At 63.4% G+C, this 17,557-nt stretch carries 14 protein-coding genes; 10 read left to right on the top strand and 4 right to left on the bottom strand.

Features of this window, described 5'->3' with window-relative positions; translation table 11 throughout:
* Positions 1 to 20: 20 nt before the first annotated feature.
* The 10 genes from ACIOU9_RS15585 to ACIOU9_RS15540 all read left to right on the top strand — a co-directional run bounded on the left by ACIOU9_RS15585 (position 21) and on the right by ACIOU9_RS15540 (position 13,445).
* Positions 21 to 884 (top strand): ABC transporter substrate-binding protein, encoded by an 864-nt coding sequence (locus ACIOU9_RS15585; protein ID WP_286134247.1) that lies wholly within the window; start codon positions 21 to 23, stop codon positions 882 to 884.
* Between the two features lie 12 nt (positions 885 to 896).
* On the top strand, positions 897 to 3,038 hold the full coding sequence (locus ACIOU9_RS15580; protein ID WP_402697483.1) for an iron ABC transporter permease: 2,142 nt from the start codon (positions 897 to 899) through the stop codon (positions 3,036 to 3,038).
* A 165-nt stretch (positions 3,039 to 3,203) separates the two neighbouring features.
* Positions 3,204 to 4,190, top strand: coding sequence for a peptidase C39 family protein (locus tag ACIOU9_RS15575; RefSeq protein WP_332595360.1), 987 nt, complete (start codon positions 3,204 to 3,206; stop codon positions 4,188 to 4,190).
* Between the two features lie 1,177 nt (positions 4,191 to 5,367).
* Positions 5,368 to 6,144 carry a DeoR/GlpR family DNA-binding transcription regulator gene (locus ACIOU9_RS15570; protein ID WP_105662630.1) on the top strand — a complete coding sequence of 259 codons (777 nt, stop codon included), beginning with the start codon at positions 5,368 to 5,370 and terminating at the stop codon, positions 6,142 to 6,144.
* Complete coding sequence (locus tag ACIOU9_RS15565) at positions 6,141 to 7,121, top strand: 1-phosphofructokinase family hexose kinase (protein ID WP_402697482.1); 981 nt, start codon at positions 6,141 to 6,143, stop codon at positions 7,119 to 7,121. Before ACIOU9_RS15570 ends, ACIOU9_RS15565 begins: the two co-directional genes overlap by 4 nt.
* Complete coding sequence (locus ACIOU9_RS15560) at positions 7,118 to 9,136, top strand: fructose-specific PTS transporter subunit EIIC (RefSeq protein ID WP_402697480.1); 2,019 nt, start codon at positions 7,118 to 7,120, stop codon at positions 9,134 to 9,136. Before ACIOU9_RS15565 ends, ACIOU9_RS15560 begins: the two co-directional genes overlap by 4 nt.
* Positions 9,133 to 10,815 (top strand): phosphoenolpyruvate--protein phosphotransferase, encoded by a 1,683-nt coding sequence (ptsP, locus tag ACIOU9_RS15555; protein WP_402473721.1) that lies wholly within the window; start codon positions 9,133 to 9,135, stop codon positions 10,813 to 10,815. The genes ACIOU9_RS15560 and ptsP overlap by 4 nt, the downstream gene beginning before the upstream one ends.
* Before the next feature lie 52 nt (positions 10,816 to 10,867).
* The gene (locus ACIOU9_RS15550) at positions 10,868 to 11,146 is read left to right on the top strand and encodes an HPr family phosphocarrier protein (RefSeq protein ID WP_105657931.1); all 279 of its coding nucleotides are present in this window, start codon (positions 10,868 to 10,870) and stop codon (positions 11,144 to 11,146) included.
* Between the two features lie 129 nt (positions 11,147 to 11,275).
* A complete protein-coding gene (locus ACIOU9_RS15545; protein ID WP_105657930.1) occupies positions 11,276 to 12,580 on the top strand; it encodes an MFS transporter in 1,305 nt (434 codons plus the stop codon).
* Positions 12,581 to 12,683: 103 nt separating this feature from the next.
* A complete protein-coding gene (locus tag ACIOU9_RS15540; protein ID WP_402697477.1) occupies positions 12,684 to 13,445 on the top strand; it encodes a polysaccharide deacetylase family protein in 762 nt (253 codons plus the stop codon).
* Between the two features lie 19 nt (positions 13,446 to 13,464).
* Here the strand turns inward: ACIOU9_RS15540 and ACIOU9_RS15535 are convergent, their stop codons facing one another.
* From ACIOU9_RS15535 to ACIOU9_RS15520, 4 genes are all read right to left on the bottom strand, one after another.
* Entirely contained in the window at positions 13,465 to 13,896 is a 432-nt protein-coding gene (locus tag ACIOU9_RS15535) for an SRPBCC domain-containing protein (RefSeq protein WP_166650869.1), read from the bottom strand.
* Between the two features lie 142 nt (positions 13,897 to 14,038).
* A complete protein-coding gene (locus ACIOU9_RS15530) occupies positions 14,039 to 14,413 on the bottom strand; it encodes a hypothetical protein (protein WP_105657927.1) in 375 nt (124 codons plus the stop codon).
* A gap of 132 nt (positions 14,414 to 14,545) precedes the next feature.
* Positions 14,546 to 16,174, bottom strand: a complete 1,629-nt coding sequence (locus ACIOU9_RS15525) for a hypothetical protein (RefSeq protein ID WP_402697475.1) — start codon at positions 16,172 to 16,174, stop codon at positions 14,546 to 14,548.
* 23 nt (positions 16,175 to 16,197) lie between these two features.
* Positions 16,198 to 17,481 carry an AAA family ATPase gene (locus tag ACIOU9_RS15520; RefSeq protein ID WP_402697474.1) on the bottom strand — a complete coding sequence of 428 codons (1,284 nt, stop codon included), beginning with the start codon at positions 17,479 to 17,481 and terminating at the stop codon, positions 16,198 to 16,200.
* Positions 17,482 to 17,557: the final 76 nt, after the last annotated feature.

Below are 17,557 nucleotides of genomic sequence, written 5' to 3'. Positions count from 1 at the left end.
ATCTGGGTCGCACACTTGAATTGGATAAACCAGCCGAGCGCGTGGTGGTGCTCGAATGGCAGGAAATTGAAGATGTACTGACCTTGTGCGTCACTCCGGTGGGCGTCGCTTCCCCAGATGGATATAGCACCTACGTCACTGCAGAGGAGCTGCCTGAGGGTGTCGCTTCGGTGGGTGAACGTGGCGAGCCAGATCTGGATTCGATCTACGCGCTGGACCCCGACTTAATCATCGTGGACGCTTTTAGTGAAGAAGACCCCGTGCTGTCGCAGCTTGATAAGGGCGACGTTCCCGTATTGGCGGTCAAGGGCAACGATTCTGCGGATCCCATCGGCAACATGAAAAATGTCTTCTCACAGGTCGCCGAAGCCACCGGCCGCACCGAGCGTGCTGCCTTAGTGCTCAACGAATTCGACGCCCACTTGGCGCAGAAAAAACAGGAAGTCTCCGAGGTGAAGTTGGAAACCACCGACTTCCTCTTCTTCGACGGTTGGGTTGACGGCTCCAACCTGACGATTCGCCCATACACTGATGGGGCTCTGTTCACAGAGCTTGGCAAGGAACTGGGCCTGAGCCCAGCTTGGAACGATGACATCAACAAGTCCTTCGGATCCGGCGGCGTGAACAAAGAATACGGGCTGGCCCAGACGGACATAGAAGGCCTAGCGGGCGTTGGCGACGTCAACCTGTTCTACTCCAACGACGCAGGCACCGGGTGGACCACCGAGCTGGAATCCAGCGAGATCTGGAACAACTTGACCGCAGTCAAGGAAGGCCGGACCTTCCAGTTCCCAAACATCTGGGGTGCCGGCGGGCCGAAATCCACCAGTCAAGCGGTAGATGCCTTCACCGATGCACTGACCTCCGCCTCGGAAGCCAAGTAGCGTACAACTGAAATGAAAACCGCTGAAAAATCAGCAGAGCGACACATCGTGGACAGCGGGGTCGGCATCCAAATGACCGGCCTTGGTTATTCCCCCGCGCCGGTCACCGGTACCCGTCTCGCCACTGGCCTAGGTCTGCTAGCCGCCTTAGCGGCAGCGGTACTGCTGGTGGGTGCTTGGCACCTCACCCAGGGGACCTCTGGTATTGGTTTGGGTGAACTGCTACGCGCACTCACCGGAGATGACACCCGTATCGGAGGGGTGGGAGCCGCCGAGATCTTCACCGGCTCCCGGCTACCGCGCCTCTGTGCGGGTGCCGCCGTTGGTCTGGCTTTGGGGGTAGCAGGTTCACTGCTCCAATCCGTCACCCGCAACCCGCTGGCCTCGCCGGACACATTGGCTGTCACCTCAGGTGCATTCTTCGCGTTGAGCGTGGCTGCTGCCTTGGGAATAAGCATGTCCACGCTGGCTTCCAGCACTCTCGCATTCGCTGGCGGGCTGCTCGCCGCCGGGATCGTATTGGCTATCTCTGGGCGCAGCGCGGGAACCGCCACCACCCGGTTGATCCTCGCTGGCTCAGCCATCGCCATGGCGTTGGAAGCAGGCAGCGGAATCATCTTGCTGCTGTTCAAGGAAAATACGACTGGACTGTATGCCTGGGGTTCAGGGTCGCTGGCCCAACTAAATCTCGATGCATTCTTGCGCAGTCTGCCAGTGATCTTGGTGGTGCTGGCCATCTGCCTCTTGCTCTCTCGCCGACTGGATGTCCTGTCCTTGGGTGATGAAAACGCTGCGGTGCTCGGCATCCCGGTGCGCTCAACCCGCGCTCTGGCCGTCCTGTGTGCTGTTCTGCTCACCGGCGTTTCCGTTTCGCTGTCCGGCCCGATTGCTTTTGTAGGGCTTGGCGCCCCCGTGCTCGCCCGACTGCTGTCGCGCCGCCTGGTAGTGTTGCGCCGTCAACTGTTCTTGCTCCCCGCCACCGGCCTGATTGGTGCGCTACTGATCCTGCTGGCCGATGTTTCGCTTCGTGCCTCGCTCGGTGCGCAAGGTGCGGCTTCCATTCCTACTGGAGTTCCCACCGCGATCCTGGGCGGCGTGCTGATCATCATCTTGGCAATGCGACTGCCCGAAGCTTCCAGCTCTCGCAACCCGTTACAGGTAGCAAGCAAATTGCGTAGCAACCGCCGATTCATTCTCACCATGACGCTGGGATTCAGTTTGCTGTTGGGAGCGGTGATTCTAGGCCTTTTGGCCGGGAGCATGTTACTCAAGCTGGGAGATCTCGCCTTGTGGTTCCAGGATGATGCGCCCAAGCTCATTGCCCGCGCCTTCTCCGAACGTGCACCACGGACCAGCGCGGCGCTGGGTGCCGGAGCCGCCTTGGGACTGGCTGGTTGTTTGGTGCAGGGCGCCGTGCGCAACCCATTGGCCGAGCCCGGAATCCTGGGTATTACCGCGGGGGCAGGGCTGGGCGCGGCTGTAGTGGTCACCGCCTTTGGCGGTTCCCGCTCGCTACTGGTGATTTTTGCGGTGATTGCCGGGCTCGCGACCTTCGCTGCCATCACCGCCCTAGCCTGGCGTCGAGGATTCTCCCCTGAACGTTTTGTGCTAATCGGCATCGGTGCAGGCTACACGCTCTCTGCGGTCACCACCTACCTGCTGCTGAGCATTAATTCGTGGGAAACTCCGCGCATCTACACCTGGCTGTCTGGCTCAACTTATGGACGTCAGTTCGCAGACGTGTTACCTGTTCTGACGGTGTTGGCATTAGCTCTTCCGGTCGTACTGCTCATGGGACGCAAACTGGACCTGCTAGCCATCGACGAAGACCTGCCCCGGGTGCTGGGCGTCAAGACCATTCGCATCCGATTAGTCTCATTGTCCATTGCCGCGCTGCTTGCGGCACTCAGCGTCGTGGCCGTAGGTGTGGTTGGCTTCGTCGGACTCATCGCCCCGCATCTGGCGCGGTCGTTGGTGGGTTCCCGCCATCACCGGGCGATCCCGGTGTCCATGGTTTTCGGAGCCTTGCTAGTTTGCCTGGCCGATACCTTGGGCCGTACCGCAATCGCGCCGGCACAGATTCCCGCCGGTCTGATCGTGTCGTTGCTCGGCTCCCCGTACTTCATTTGGCTTTTGTACCGATCACGCGGCTAGGTGTTAAGCGAGGATCCTAACCGACTCCGCCTCCACCCCACCTAATAGTAAGGAATCATGGCGAAACGCTCTGCCCGGCAAACGAGAATCCAGGCCTTTGACCCCGAGCAGCACCCGGCGCAACTACGGCATCTGGGTTCCATATCAGGTCCGTGGGAAAGTCTCATGGCAACGGTCAACGCTCGGCTGCTCACGATACAGTCATCAGATGCCACCATACTCGGTGCCGCATTGCTTACCGCCCGTTCGGCGACTGCATACGTGAAGATCTCTGGGGTTCTTGCCCGCGACACAGCTGCATATGAAGAGCTCGTCCGTGCGGTGCTGGACTATGCCAGGGAAAAAGATCTGGCCTGCGTGAAATGGGAAAGCTGGTCGGGAGAACCGTGGCTAGCAGACCTGGCTGAACAAATGGGTTTCCAGTCGTTGCCTGCTCCACGCTTCACCACAGATGCTTCGGTATCGATTCCAAAATTCGGCTATGTGCACTGGTCACATCCAGCCCGATATCTGCGTACCTCGCACTACCAGCAAAGCGAGAACTTCACCTGCGCGGCGGTTTCCGCGCTGGCCGCGCACGGGGAAACGATGAGCATTGCAACGATGGATCGCCTACGTACCGCCGAGTTGTTACTGTGGCGTCAAGCGACTAATTTCATGGCTTGCGAACCCGTGGGGCTCGGGCTGGCCATCGCTGAGCGCTGGCCAGCAAGCTCAGTTCAGGTGTCTTTGGATACCGATAAGCCAGTAATCGTCGACTATTATCCCGAGGTTGAACGTGGTTGGCGGGGCATCTTGCAGGCTGACTCGCGCCGCCGTGCAGAAGCTACCGGGTTGCCGGTGACCTCTATGCGTATGGAAATCTCACAGATTCACAAAGTATTAAGTCAGGGTGCCCGCGTCTTGTTGCTGGTGTCATTGCAGCAGATGCTCGGCTACGATGTTCCGCACTGGCTACTCTGCCATGGAACGGCTGGTTCCACGGAACGTCCCGTCATTCTCATCGAGGACTCTTGGGTCGATGTTAGTAGCGGGGAGAGCTGGGTGGATGCTACCTGCCTACCGATAGCTTTCCAGCAACTAGAAGCAATGTCTTGTCTCGAGTCAGATGGCTATCGAGCTGCGCTAATTCTGACTGAGAGTGCTCAGTAATCACCAATCAAGTTCGTCAATGACAAAAGAATTCGACACCCATCCAGAGACATATTGCAACTCCATGGTTGCGAGAAGTCTCGCCGGGCACCGCTCCCCAGCCGAGAATCCTTGAGAACTCACTAGTCCTAGAATCTCCCAACTATGTGTCGCACTAATATCGTTGGATCATGCGGGCCCTATTAGTCGCGAGAGGCTTTTCAAGGACTCCATAACCAGTCTCTTCGGATCCCCTCGCGGATCAATCAAGGCTAAGGCCGCCGATCGCCAAGTCCAGGGCTTCCTCGTCATTCGATTCCGCTGCGATGACCACTGGATTCATCACGAGCTATTCGGTGCTCTGGTAGGCCGGCCCGAATTCGATACAGCCCTCGACGCGATACTTCCCCGATGCTACTCCGGTGATCATGTACTTGGTTTGGGAGGAACGCTCGAACTAGATAACAATCGAACTCTCCGACGAAGTTCGCGAATACAACCTCGAGCTGCGGGCCTCTGGCTTCGACGGCAGTGACGCCGATCCGAGATTGCCGGTGGGCCCCATGGTTTTCACCGTCATGGTAAATTCGACCCCAATGCAACTAGGAAGCCTGCAAGAACGCAATAACGAATCCATCGCCAAATGCCAATCCAACGGAAAGACTTTAACAGACGCCCACTAGTGCAAATATCAGAGCTGACCTCAGATCGCCCCCATGCTGTTCCGGTCGAAGTTATACCTTGGCAGAGTAACATCCGAGGAGAAAAGGAATGCACAAAGGGCTGTTGCATTTCAGCCAACTCGACCGAACGCATTCAAGCGCGGAGAGTGGCATGGCTTGATCCAGGCACGTCGTCCTGACGCAACTCATTCGCCCAGCAACCTATGATTCCTGTCGAATTCATGAACTGCCCGCCCTGGTTCCTGGCCGTACAGACGTCTTGCTCATTAGCTGGGTTTCCAGTCAACTGAGGCCGCACAGATGGCGATTTCAGGAGGACAGAATCAAGTCGCACGCTGCTTGGGTTGCGCGTATCCCCCACCGTTGATTCTGCATAACCCCTAGCAAACCCACTCAAAACCAACTAAAGCCAAATATTCCCCGGATTTTCACTTGACGATGCCACACAATCGGGCATAAAGTCATGGAAACACAGATCGATGTGTTGCAGGTCATGAGGAATTGCGGAGGCAAGAATGTTCGCCGAAGAACGACACCGGCTGATCGTTGAGCAGCTGGAAGCTGACGGGAAAGTAACCGTCGCCCAGCTCGCGCAGCGCTTCGATATCACCCGGGAAACCGTGCGGCGGGATCTGGCCCAGCTGGAATCCGAGAACTACCTGCGCCGCGTCCACGGCGGAGCGGTCACCATCACCGAAGCCAGCACCCGCGAGGAAAGCTACGTGGTGCGCACCGCCATCCATTCCGAGTCCAAGGCCCGCATCGCCCAGCGCGCCCTGAGCCTGCTGCCGGTCTCCGATGCCTCGGTCATCATCGACGCGGGAACCACCACGGAAATCCTGGCCGAACGCATGCTCAAGAGCACCGCGGGCACCGGACTGGTGGTTATCACCCACGCCCTGCCCATTGCCTCGGTGCTGGTCCACAGCCCGGATGTCGCCTTGGAGCTGATCGGCGGGCGGGTCCGCGGCATCACCGGCGCCTCCAGCGGAGCCCGCACCGTGCAGGAGTATTCCCAGTACCGGGCCGACATCGCCTTCATCGGCACCAACGGGCTGCATGCAGGATTCGGCCTGAGCACCCCGGACCCGCTGGAAGCTGCCGTCAAGCGCGCCCTGGTCGCCAGTGCCCGCCGCGTGGTGCTGCTGGCCGACGGATCCAAATTCGACCAGGAAACCCTGGTCTGCTTCGCCCGGCTCGAAGACATCGACACCCTGGTCACCGACCAGCAACCCGGCACTGAACTTGCCGCTGCGCTGGAAGCGGCGGATGTCGAGGTGGTGATCGCATGATTATCACGCTGACCGTCAACCCGGCGCTGGACAAGACCATCGAGCTAGGCGCGCCACTGGCCCCCGGCGCCGTGCAGCGCGCGGCTTCCAGCCACGTCCAGGCGGCAGGCAAGGGAGTGAACGTCTCGCGCGCCATTGCCGCGGCCGGTGTTCCCACCCTGGCAGTGCTGCCCGGAGCCGGCACCGACCCGCTGATTACCGCGCTGTCCCGCGACCAGCTGGCGCACCGGAACCTGCCGATCACCGAAGCGCTGCGCACCAACACCACCCTGACCGATCCCGATGGCACCACCACCAAGATCAATGAGCCAGGCCCTACCCTGGACGCGCAGCAGCTGGCCGATCTCGGCGACCTGGTCGCCGAGGCCGCCGCCGGCGCCAGCTGGATGGTGATGGCCGGTTCGCTGCCGCCGGGAGTTCCTGCCAGCTTCTATGCGCAGCTGACCGCAAAGCTGAGGGCGGCCCTGGGCGGGAAGTGCCCGAAGATCGCCGTGGACACCTCCGGCGCACCGCTTCTGGAGCTCTTCGCCCACAGCCAGCAGCACATCCCGGATCTGGTCAAGCCCAATGCCGAGGAGTTGGCGCAGCTGGCGGGCGGCTACGGCGAGGCGGCACTGGAAGGCTCCCGCGAGCTGGCCACCGGCTGCGCGCAGCAGCTGCTGGACCGAGGCGTCGGCGCGGTACTGGCCACCCTCGGGGCGCAGGGCGCACTGCTGGTCACCAAGGCCGGTGTCTGGCACGGATCGCACACCCCGATCACCCCGCGCAGCACCGTGGGGGCTGGCGATTCCTCGCTGGCCGGCTACCTGCTGGCCGATGCTGCAGGGGCCAGCGCCCCTGAACGGCTGCGCAATGCCGTCGCCTACGGGGCCGCCGCCACGCAGCTGCCCGGCTCCACCATCCCGACCCAATCCGATCTCACCGTTGGCGCCGTCACCGTCCACGAACTTACTTCAACGCAAGGAACCGAGTCATGAGTGAACTAATCACTGCAGAGCTCGTGCTGCTCGATGCCGACCTTGGCAACAGCACGAGCGAGGTCATCGAGAAGCTGGCCCTGCTGGTGGCCAACCAGGGGCGCGCCACCGACGCCGCCGCCCTGGCCGCCGATGCCAAGGCCCGCGAAGCCAAGACCGCTACCGGGGTGCCCGGAGGCATCGCCATCCCGCACTGCCGTTCGGCTGCGGTGACCGAGCCGACCCTGGCCATGGCCCGCCTGGAACCGACGGTGGACTTCGGCGCCAAGGACGGCGAAGCCGACCTGGTGTTCTTCATTGCCGCCCCCGATGGCGCCGACCAGGCCCACCTCAAGCTGCTCTCCAAGCTCGCCCGCGCCCTGGTGAAGAAGTCCTTTACCGCCTCCCTGCGGGCAGCAGCCAGTGAAGCCGAGATCGTGGAACTGGTGCGCGCGGTGGTTTCCGATGCTCCGGCCGCGGCTCCTGCCTCCCTTGCTCCGGCCGCCCCCAAGAAGAAGTCGATCGTCGCGGTCACCGCCTGCCCCACCGGCATCGCCCACACCTACATGGCCGCCGATTCGCTGGCCCAGACCGCCGAGCAAATGGGTGTCGGCTTCGCGGTGGAAACCCAGGGTTCCTCGGGTTCCACCCCGCTGGACCCGGCGGTCATCGAAGCCGCCGACGCCGTGATTTTCGCGGTAGACGTCGATGTGCGCGACCGCGGCCGCTTCGCCGGCAAGCCGGTGATCCAGGTTCCGGTCAAGCGCGGCATCGACGAGCCGAAGAAGCTGATCAATGACGCCATCGCCGCCTCCGAAGATCCCAAGGCGCGCCGCGTTCCCGCCGGTGCCGCCGCATCCGGCGAGGAATCCGGCGGCAGCGAATCCTTCGGCGCAGGCCTGAAGCGCGCGCTGCTCACCGGCGTCTCCTACATGATCCCGTTCGTCGCCGGCGGCGGCTTGCTCATCGCGCTGGGCTTCCTGCTCGGCGGGTACTCGATCAGCAACGTGGCCGATGGCGTGCTGGGTTCCAGCACCCTGTTCAACTTGCCAGGTGCCGAGATCATGGCGCAGCTCGATACCCCGTTCGGTCCGCTGGGCGCCTATCTGGGCGCCGTCGCGTTCAAGATCGGTTCCCTGTCCATGTCCTTCCTGATTCCGGCGCTGGCAGGCTACATCGCCTATGCCTACGCCGACCGTCCGGGCATCGCCCCGGGCTTCACCGCGGGTGCCGTGGCAGGCTTCATGGGTGCCGGATTCATTGGCGGCATCATTGGCGGACTCATCGCTGGCCTGGCCTGCCGCTGGATCAATTCCTGGACCGTGCCACGCTGGCTGCGCGGGCTGATGCCAGTGGTCATCGTGCCGTTGCTCGGTTCCATCATCGCTTCGGGCCTGATGTTCCTGTTCCTTGGCGGGCCGATTGCCCAGCTCACCGAAGCCCTCAACGGCTGGCTGGCGGGCATGTCCGGCACCGCGGCGGCGATCCTCGGCCTGGTCCTGGGCCTGATGATGGCCATCGATTTGGGCGGGCCGATCAACAAGGTCGCTTATTCCTTCGCGGTAGCCGGCTTGGGCGCCGGTTCGGTGGCCGAGAACCCGGCCCCGCTGATGATCATGGCAGCCGTGATGGCTGCCGGCATGGTTCCGCCGCTGGCGATGGCCCTGGCCACCGCGGTGTCCCCGAAGCTGTTCACCGGGGCGGAACGCGAAAACGGCAAGGCGGCCTGGCTGCTGGGTGCCGCGTTCATCTCCGAAGGCGCCATCCCCTTCGCCGCGGCCGACCCGCTGCGCGTCATCCCGGCCTCCATGGTGGGTGCCGGGGTCACCGGCTCGCTGATCATGAGCTTCGATGTGCTCTCCCAGGCACCGCATGGCGGCATCTTCGTCTTCTTCGCGATGGACAGCACCTGGCCGATGTTCCTGGTGGCCACCGTGATCGGCACGCTGGTTTCCGCGGCGCTGGTGATCATCCTGAAGAAATATGTCCGCAAGGCCCCCGCACGGGCCGCTGAAGAGGCAAAGGCCGCAGCATGAGCCAGAAATTCACCGGAGTAGGCGTCAGCGCCGGACGGGTCATCGGATCCGTGCGCCGCATGCCCGACCCCATCCTCCCGCCCGCCGACGGCGCGCCCCTGCCAGCAGGTTCCAGCGCGGAAGCCGAATCCCTGCGCCTGGCCGAGGCCACGCAGGCGGTCGCCGCGCAGCTCAAGGAACGCGCGGCGCAGGCCACCGGCGATGCCCAAGCCGTGCTCAAGGCCACCGCGCTGATGGCCAGCGACCGCACGCTGCTCAAGTCGGCCACCAAGCTGGTGGCATCGGGTACCTGCGCCGAATCGGCCATCTGGGAGGCCGCCGACGCGGTCGCCACGCAGCTGTCGGCGCTCGGCGGCTACATGGCCGAACGCGCCGGGGATGTGCTCGATGTGCGCTCGCGCATCGTCGCCGAGCTGCGCGGCGTGCCCGCCCCGGGCATCCCGGACTCGGACCAGCCCTTCATCCTCGCCGCGGTGGACCTGGCTCCGGCCGATACCGCGACGCTGGATCCGGCCAAGGTCCTGGCGCTGGTCACCTCCGATGGCGGGCCGCAATCGCATACCGCCATCATCGCGCGCTCGCTGGGCCTTCCGGCCATCGTGGCCGCTGCCGGCACCACAGCACTGGCCGACGGGGACCATGTCTTCGTGGACGGCATCGACGGGCTGGTCATCACCGGTCCCGGCGAGGCCGAAGAGCACCTGGCCGCCACCTACGCCAACCGCGAGGCGCTGCCGGAGTTCTCCGGCACCGGGCAGCTGCGCGACGGGCACCGCGTGCCGCTATTGTCCAATGTCGGCAGCGGCGACGACGCGCAGCTGGCCGCCGCGGCGGGCGCCGAGGGCGTGGGCCTGCTGCGCACCGAGTTCTGCTTCCTGGGCAAGGACAAGGAGCCCTCCCATGACGAGCAGGTGGCAGCCTACGGTGCGGTCTTCGCCGCCTTCCCCGGCCGCAAGGTCGTGGTGCGCACCTTGGATGCGGGAGCGGACAAGCCGCTGCCCTTCCTGACCGATGCCAGCGAGCCGAATCCGGCCCTCGGCGTGCGCGGCTACCGCACCGACCTGTCCAGCCCGGGCGTGCTCGAACGCCAGCTGCAGGCCATCGCGCAAGCCGCCGGCGAGCACCAGGCCGAAATCTGGGTGATGGCGCCGATGATTTCCACTGCGTCCGAAGCGCAGGAATTCGCGCAGCTGGCCAAGGCCGCTGGCCTGGCCACCGCCGGGACCATGATCGAGGTCCCTTCGGCGGCGGTGCTGGCAGGCCAGATCCTGCAGCGCTGCGATTTCGTCTCCATCGGCACCAACGACTTGACCCAGTACACCATGGCCGCGGACCGCCAGCTCGGTGCCCTGGCCGAGCTCAACGACCCCTGGCAGCCGGCAGTGCTGCACCTGGTGGCCGCCACCGCCGCCGGTGCGCAGGCGGCCGGCGGCAAACCCGTCGGGGTGTGCGGCGAAGCGGCCGCCGACCCGGCGCTGGCCGTGGTGCTGGTGGGCCTGGGAGTGGACACCCTGTCCATGAACAAGCGGGCGCTGGCACCGGTTGCCGCGGTGCTGCGCACCGTAGACCTGCCCACTGCGCAGCGCCTGTCCCAGCTGGCCTTGGACGCCGAGTCGGCCGAGGCGGCACGCACTGCCGTGCGCGCGCAGCTGGGCGAGCTGGACCGATTCGGCCTCTAGGCCCCCCGAATTTACCGTAATCAACCGTTCAAGAGATCCTGAAGGAGCCATCATGGCAGAACGTACAGCAATCATCGGCAGCCGCGTCGGCCTGCACGCCCGCCCGGCAGCCATCTTCGCCGAGGCCGCGGCCGAGGCGCCGGTCGAGGTCACCATCGCCCTTCAGGGCGAGCCTGTGGACGAGGCGCTGGACGCGTCCAGCATCCTCTCGCTGATGGGCCTGGGCGCGGAATACGGAACCACCGTAGTGCTGCGTGCCGAGGGCGAAGGAGCCGAAGCTGCCCTGGAGCAGTTGGCGGCCATCCTGGAAACCGACCACGACGCCGAGTAGCACGAAGCCGAGCTCCGGGGACCACGCGCCATCGCGTGGTCCCCGGAGTTATTTAATTACCATCCACTGATTGACAAAGCTCAATCAGTGGATGGATGATAGTTCCTACGCACTACCGCAGGAGCTTCCATGAGCGCGCTCAAAACCTCTGCACTGCGCCTCATCAAGCCGTTCGCCTACCGCGACTACGCCCTGCTGGCCAGCGCACTTGTCCTCTCCACCTTCGCCGCCGGCATGTGGGCCGTGGCAATGGTCTACCAGGTGCGCCAGCTGGGCGGCGGGCCCATCCAGCTTTCTGCCGTGGCCACCGCCAGTGCCGCCGGGCTGCTCTGCTTCGTGCTGCTCGGCGGGATCATGGCGGACCGCCATTCCTGCCGGCGGATCGTGATGCTGGTCGAGGCGCTATCGCTGGCGGTCATGGGCATCACCGCGGTGCTGGCCATGGCCGGTGCCCTGGAGCTGTGGCACCTGATGCTCGCGGGCTTCTGCGGCGGGGCCGGGTCGGCCTTCTTCTACCCCGCCTACTCCGCACTGCTGCCCAAGATGCTGCCCGCCGAGCAGCTGCTGGCCGCCAACGGATTGGAAGGGACAGCCCGGCCGGTGGTGCACACCGCCCTGGGCCCGATGGCCGCCGGATTCGTGGTGGCGGGACTCTCGCCGGCGCACGCCATCGTCGGCATCTGCGTAATCCACCTCGCGGCGCTGCTGATGCTGCGCCGGATCCCCAACCGCCAGGCGTACAACGCGCCAGGCCCCGTTGACGGCCAGGGACAGCCCGGGATGTTCCGGCAGCTGCGCGAAGGCATCGGCTACACGGTGCGCACCCGCTGGCTGCTGTGGACGCTGCTGTTCTCGGTCATTTCGGTGTTCACCTTCATCGGGCCCTTCGAGGTGCTGCTGCCCTTCATCGTCAGCGGCAACCTGCACGGGGACGCGAAACTGTTCAGCTTCGCACTGGCCTTCTTCGGCCTCGGTTCGGCGATCGGCTCGCTGCTGGTCGCGTCCGCGAAATTCCCGCGGCGCTACTTGAGCTTGATGACCGCCTGCTGGTGCCTGGGCACCTTGCCCCTGGCCCTGGTGGGCTACGTCGATGCCGCGTGGATGCTCTTCGCGATCCTGCTGGCCTTCGGCATCACCGACGCCGTGGGCATGGTCATCTGGGGCACCTTGCTCCAGCGCCGGGTTCCCGGACACCTGCTCGGGCGGATCTCCAGCCTGGATTTCTTCGTTTCGCTGGCGCTGATGCCGCTGTCCATGGCGGCGGCGGGACCTTTGACCCAGGTGCTCAGCTTGCAGGCGATATTCGTCATTGCCGGCCTCGCCTCGCCGCTGTTCGGAATCATCGCATGGTGGGCCGGGAAATTTGCCCGCGACGAAATAGCGCATCCGCTCTCGGACCCCGTTCCGGCGGAGCTGGACGGCGAGCGCAGTTGACCGGTTGCGACCAGCTGGCGCTGGGCCGGCACTGATCAAACTCCCAGCAGATTTTCGCGTGTAGTTCCCGGGCACGGACCGGGCATGACGGGAAGGTGGAAGGATGACTTCTCGATTGCCCGACATGGCGCGCCTGGCCCTGTTGGCGCTGTTGGCGCTGGGCCCGGCATTCCTGGTTTCCTGTTCCCCTGCACCAGCGCCTGCTCCCGATGCGCAGCCCACGGGCTCCGCGGCAAGCGAGCAGGTGGATTGCGCCGTGGCTCGATGCGTGGCGCTGACCTTCGATGACGGACCTGGCCAGTACACCGGGCGGCTGCTCGACGAGCTGAACGCCGCGGAGGCGCCAGCCACCTTCTTCATGGTCGGGAAGAACATTGCCAAATACCCCGACGCGGTCAAGCGCATGGCCGCCGAAGGCCACCAGCTGGGCAGCCATACCTGGGACCATGCGGATCTCACGACGCTGACCAGAGAACAGATCCAGCATGAGCTGGGATGGACCAGCGAAGCGGTAGAAAAGGCCTCCGGCCACGAGCCCACCGTCTTCCGCCCGCCCTATGGGAATCACGGTGCCGTCTATGACCGGCTGGTGCCCTACCCGTTGGTGCTGTGGGATGTTGACACCCTGGATTGGAAGCACCACGATCCGGAGAAAACGGTGCGCATCGCCATGGACGAAGCCCATCCGGGCTCCATCATCTTGATGCATGACATCCATGAGAGCTCGGTCAAGGCACTGCCGGATCTCGTGGAGAAGCTGAAGGCCGAGGGCTACACCCCGGTCACCGTGGACCAGCTATTCAATGGCCAGCTGGAGAATTCGACGGCCTATGCTTCGGCTCCTGCTCCCGGCGCGACGAAATAGTCTTGCGCCGCGCAGGTGCTCAGGGGGCCTGCTCTGCGTACAGCCGCAGCTGGTCCAGCTTGTCCCCTTCGCTTTCGCGGATATTTGCCGCCAGCTCCTCGCACTGCTCCACCGTCAGATCCGGGTTGATGATTGCCACCTGCAGCACTACCTCGGTATGCCCCGCGTCGTCCTTCAGGTCGTAGCGGTAGGAGAGCCCATCGGGATTCTCCGAAGTGTGCAGGATCAGCAAGCGGTTCTCGATCAGGTCATGGACGCGATACACGCGTTCATGGCCGGCAACGCGGTATACCAGCTGGGTGCCGACCTTGAGCTGCGGGTCGTCCGAATGCATGGAGCCGATCCCATGGATCCACAAGGGTGTTGCTGCCCAATCGGTAAGCAGCTCCCAGACACGGTGCACCGGCAGGTGAATGACCACGGTGCTCTCGAAAACGCTGAACTGGCTCATATCCGCATAGTGCCACCCTCGGCGGCCAAATGGAATAGCTTCATGGCTGTTGGCATGCAATCCGGTTTCCGGCCGCCCGCAGCAAAGGCCGGCACCCAGCGCGCGTACGCTGCTGGGTGCCGGCCCCTGGGCGGCAGAAGGCTTACCAGTCTTCTTCGTCGTCGCCATCCGCCTCGGAGATACCCAGTTCCGGCTCATTCTCGAGGTCGAAGTTGTACCAGGCCTCGGTGAAGTCAACCATCGCATCCAACGCGTCCTGCGCATCGGAATCCAGGGCTTCCAGCGCCTCTGGGCTGTTGAGCACTGCGGTCACCGCGAGGAATGGGTGATTATCGAAGTAATCGGTGGGGGTGGCCTCCCCATTGAACGTCAAGTTCTCGCTCTGCGCGAATAGGTCGACGTACTGAGCCACTGCCTCGGGCAGACGGCTCAGATTAATGCCAGTCAGGGACTCATTGTAGATTTCAGCAGTTGCGTCAGCCCACTGCTCAATGAGCTCTTCGCTCATCTGTGCCATCAGATTATCCACCTCGTGGTTGGGGTTCTAGTGCTCACGGGAATCGGTAGCAATTCATCTTATTTCTTCAGCGGGCGCGTGCCAAGACAGAAAGGCCCACGGCGTTGTGATCTTTTCCGCGTAGGTTCCTGCTCACTGGTTCGGGACGCCGAGGGACGGAATATCGGGCATGTCCGGCAGCGAAGGGATCGAGTATTCACGGGGCTGGGAATCCGGAGTTTCCACATCCTTGAGCTGATTCAGCAAGTCTTCGTCGAGGACGCTATCCTGGCTTGGATGACGGGGCTCCGGTGGCGAATCCAGCGAACCCTCCACTCCCGATATGAGCAGCCCCAGCGAAGCAGCTGCGGCAAACAGCCCGGCGAACAGATGCACTCCGATGAAATACAGGCCGCCGATATTGCCGCGCAGCATGGCCCAGTTCCGGTTTTTGGCCGAGGAGCTGACAGCCAGCCCGTAGGCAAAGGCATTTTCCTTGAATCCAAGACGGACTTGGGCTGCCAGCAAGGAAATGCCAGGCACCAGCAGTCCGGCGGCCACCGATCCGGCTGGCACGGCAGCGATCCTGCTTTCATTGGCCAAGCAAATCCCTAAGAGCACTAGCTGGATGAGCGCCAGGCACGCCCGCTTCCAGAAGCCAGCCGCGTGCAAGCCGCTGCACCGGACCAGGTACCGGCGTTGCTCGTGGCGGTCGGAGCCCTTTCTTGGCGGGCCAGCATTTTCTTGCAGGATCCACAGTGCTCCTAGCTGGCTTGCCAGCACACCGAGCAGCATCACGATGATGCCAGCCACCGGCAGGAAACAGCCCAGGACCGCTCCGCTCGTGCTCAGGAGCCAACCAATCCGGTAGGAGCGAATGGCTCGGGGCAGTTTGGGGAAGCGCGCATCAATGTCCTTGGCGTAGCCGGCGGGCAACGACCTGGCCGCCTTGCTGTACGCCTTCTTGTTCCACCATCCAAAGAGCCCGGCCACGATGGCAGTGGCGGCAATCGCCAGCAGCGCCCCGGTTCCACCAGCCCGCTGCCCCAGGGCGGCGGCAACTGCCAGCACCGGAGTGAAAAGCCAGAACCGATTAGCGTAGGCAGTTTGCTTCGCAACGAAGGTTTCCGCGTAGTCCTGATGCAGGCCTTCGTTCATCGGATCCATGGATATCAATCCACGCAGCACATCGCCTTGTTCCCCGACGATTTTTTCGCCATTGCCGATACTTCCGGCCGCCCGCAACAGCCCCTGGTGATTGGGGTCGATCTGCAGCCCGGATTGGAGGAATCCGAGAGCCGCCAGGTTGTCATCTTGGGTTTCGGCAGCAATTGCCGCGCCCTGGTAGTAATCGGGGTTCCCCGGCTCCAGCCGAATCGCGTGCTCGATGGCTTGGCGGGCCAGCACCCTGTCATCGTTGCTCCGAATATCGCTGAGCGTGATCATGCTCAGCCAGTAGTGCCCGTTGCCGTATTCCGGTTCCTTTTCGATTACCTGCCGGATCGCCAGCAGCGCCTCCTCCCGTCGATGCTGGCGCATCAGGGCGACGGCCAGGCACTCCCCGGCCACCGGGTTGGCAGGATCCAAATTCAGCCCGGCTTTGGCAGCGGACTCCGCTTCGGCCCACTGCTTGAGGCTCAAATGGCATGACGAATAGAGGATCCAGAAGGCAGGGACCTGATGGTGCTCGTTGAGGTTATCCTTCAGCAAGGCAATCGCTTCGGTTTCCCGTCCGATCGCCAGGTGGTGGGTGATCCGGTGATGCAGTCGCTCGAATTCCATGCGGTGTACTCCCCCGGTGCTTTCTAGAGCATGTTCTGCGAAACCAGATACTCGGATAAATCATCGTAGCGGCCATGCTGGTTGCTGAAGCGCACCACATTTCGCGCGGATTCCAGCCACGGCAAAGTCGACGCCTTGATTTCCGCCAGGGCAGTTCTGATATGGCTCATGTCCAAGGGGAGAACCTCGTTGCGCTCGATGGATTGCATCATTGCCTTCTCGGCGGCAGTGGTGCATACGTGCTCCAGGTCCGCACCCGAGAACCCGTCGGTCTGTGCCGCAATCCATTCCAGGTCGATTCCGGCAATCGGGCGGTTCTTCAAGTGGTACCGCAAGATGGACTCACGTGCCGGCGCGTCCGGCGGAGTCACCAGCAGGGTCCGGTCCAACCGGCCTGGACGCAGCAGTGCTTCGTCCAGATCCCATGGGTGATTGGTAGCCCCCAGAACGTAAAGGCCATCGTTGTTTCCCGCAAGCGAATCCATCTCGATCAGCAGCTGATTGACCATCTGGCGCATCCACGCGCCCGATCCAGTCAGCGAACCGCGGCGGATGCCGATGGCATCAATCTCATCGATGAAGAGAACCGTTGGAGCCTTCTTGCGGGCCTGGTCGAAAATCGCCTTGAGCCGCTTTTCCGTTTCACCGATGTAGGAGTCAACCACATCGGTAATGGTGACAGACATGAAATTGGCTTTCAGCTCACCGGCCACCGCGCGAGCCAGGAAAGTCTTGCCGCATCCCGGTGGCCCATACAGCAGCAGCCCGCCGCGCAATGATTTGCCAAAAGCCTTGGCAATTGCGGCGTTGCGCATCGGTGCCAGGAAGGATTCGTCCAGGCGGTCCTTGACCGCCTGCAAGCCACCCACATCATCCAGGGTGACACCCGTTCCGGCCGGGTTCTCGATGGGAGCTTCCGGGGCATCGGACCCCGCATCTGAGCGCAGCGGGACCCGTCCTTCAATAAAGGGCGCCGGCAGCGAACTGCCGAGTTCCTTGGAACCCGCTTCCCAGTCGTAGCCTGGTGGCGTATCGTTCTGCTGGTTTCCAGCCGGCGCGGCATCCGCTGCGGGTTCGACGGGCGCCTGCGGGGCCATCGCTGCGGCCATCGACGCGCTGATCGTTCCAAGCCTTCCCAGCGCGGACGCGTTCCCCGGATCCTGCTGCAGCACGATGCTGACATGGGACAGCGCTTCGGCGGATCGGCCGGCACCATCGAGCTGTTCAGCCAGGTGCAATCGCAGGGCATGGTCGTCCGGCGCTGCTTCTACGGCCCGGAGAAGGCTAGCAATAAGGGCATCGTTCATTCTAGGGCCGCTCCACGGTTGAAGGTCTCGGTCTGTTGCCTCTGCTGGTTAAAGCATCCAGCGGGTATCGCTAGAA

This window comes from Glutamicibacter sp. NPDC087583, from assembly GCF_044743685.1.
Taxonomy (GTDB): domain Bacteria; phylum Actinomycetota; class Actinomycetes; order Actinomycetales; family Micrococcaceae; genus Glutamicibacter.
The sequence above is the reverse complement of the archived record's forward strand: the minus strand, read 5'-3'. Positions and strand labels throughout refer to the sequence as shown.

What these genes read in the sequence shown, in the direction of transcription:
- ACIOU9_RS15580 (WP_402697483.1), top strand. Translation starts at nt 897, where the DNA reads ATGAAAACCGCTGAAAAATCAGCAGAGCGACACATCGTGGACAGCGGG.
- ACIOU9_RS15575 (WP_332595360.1), top strand. Translation starts at nt 3,204, where the DNA reads ATGGCAACGGTCAACGCTCGGCTGCTCACGATACAGTCATCAGATGCC.
- ACIOU9_RS15570 (WP_105662630.1), top strand. Translation starts at nt 5,368, where the DNA reads ATGTTCGCCGAAGAACGACACCGGCTGATCGTTGAGCAGCTGGAAGCT.
- ACIOU9_RS15565 (WP_402697482.1), top strand. Translation starts at nt 6,141, where the DNA reads ATGATTATCACGCTGACCGTCAACCCGGCGCTGGACAAGACCATCGAG.
- ACIOU9_RS15560 (WP_402697480.1), top strand. Translation starts at nt 7,118, where the DNA reads ATGAGTGAACTAATCACTGCAGAGCTCGTGCTGCTCGATGCCGACCTT.
- ptsP (WP_402473721.1), top strand. Translation starts at nt 9,133, where the DNA reads ATGAGCCAGAAATTCACCGGAGTAGGCGTCAGCGCCGGACGGGTCATC.
- ACIOU9_RS15550 (WP_105657931.1), top strand. Translation starts at nt 10,868, where the DNA reads ATGGCAGAACGTACAGCAATCATCGGCAGCCGCGTCGGCCTGCACGCC.
- ACIOU9_RS15545 (WP_105657930.1), top strand. Translation starts at nt 11,276, where the DNA reads ATGAGCGCGCTCAAAACCTCTGCACTGCGCCTCATCAAGCCGTTCGCC.
- ACIOU9_RS15540 (WP_402697477.1), top strand. Translation starts at nt 12,684, where the DNA reads ATGACTTCTCGATTGCCCGACATGGCGCGCCTGGCCCTGTTGGCGCTG.
- ACIOU9_RS15535 (WP_166650869.1), bottom strand. Translation starts at nt 13,896, where the DNA reads ATGAGCCAGTTCAGCGTTTTCGAGAGCACCGTGGTCATTCACCTGCCG.
- ACIOU9_RS15530 (WP_105657927.1), bottom strand. Translation starts at nt 14,413, where the DNA reads ATGGCACAGATGAGCGAAGAGCTCATTGAGCAGTGGGCTGACGCAACT.
- ACIOU9_RS15525 (WP_402697475.1), bottom strand. Translation starts at nt 16,174, where the DNA reads ATGGAATTCGAGCGACTGCATCACCGGATCACCCACCACCTGGCGATC.
- ACIOU9_RS15520 (WP_402697474.1), bottom strand. Translation starts at nt 17,481, where the DNA reads ATGAACGATGCCCTTATTGCTAGCCTTCTCCGGGCCGTAGAAGCAGCG.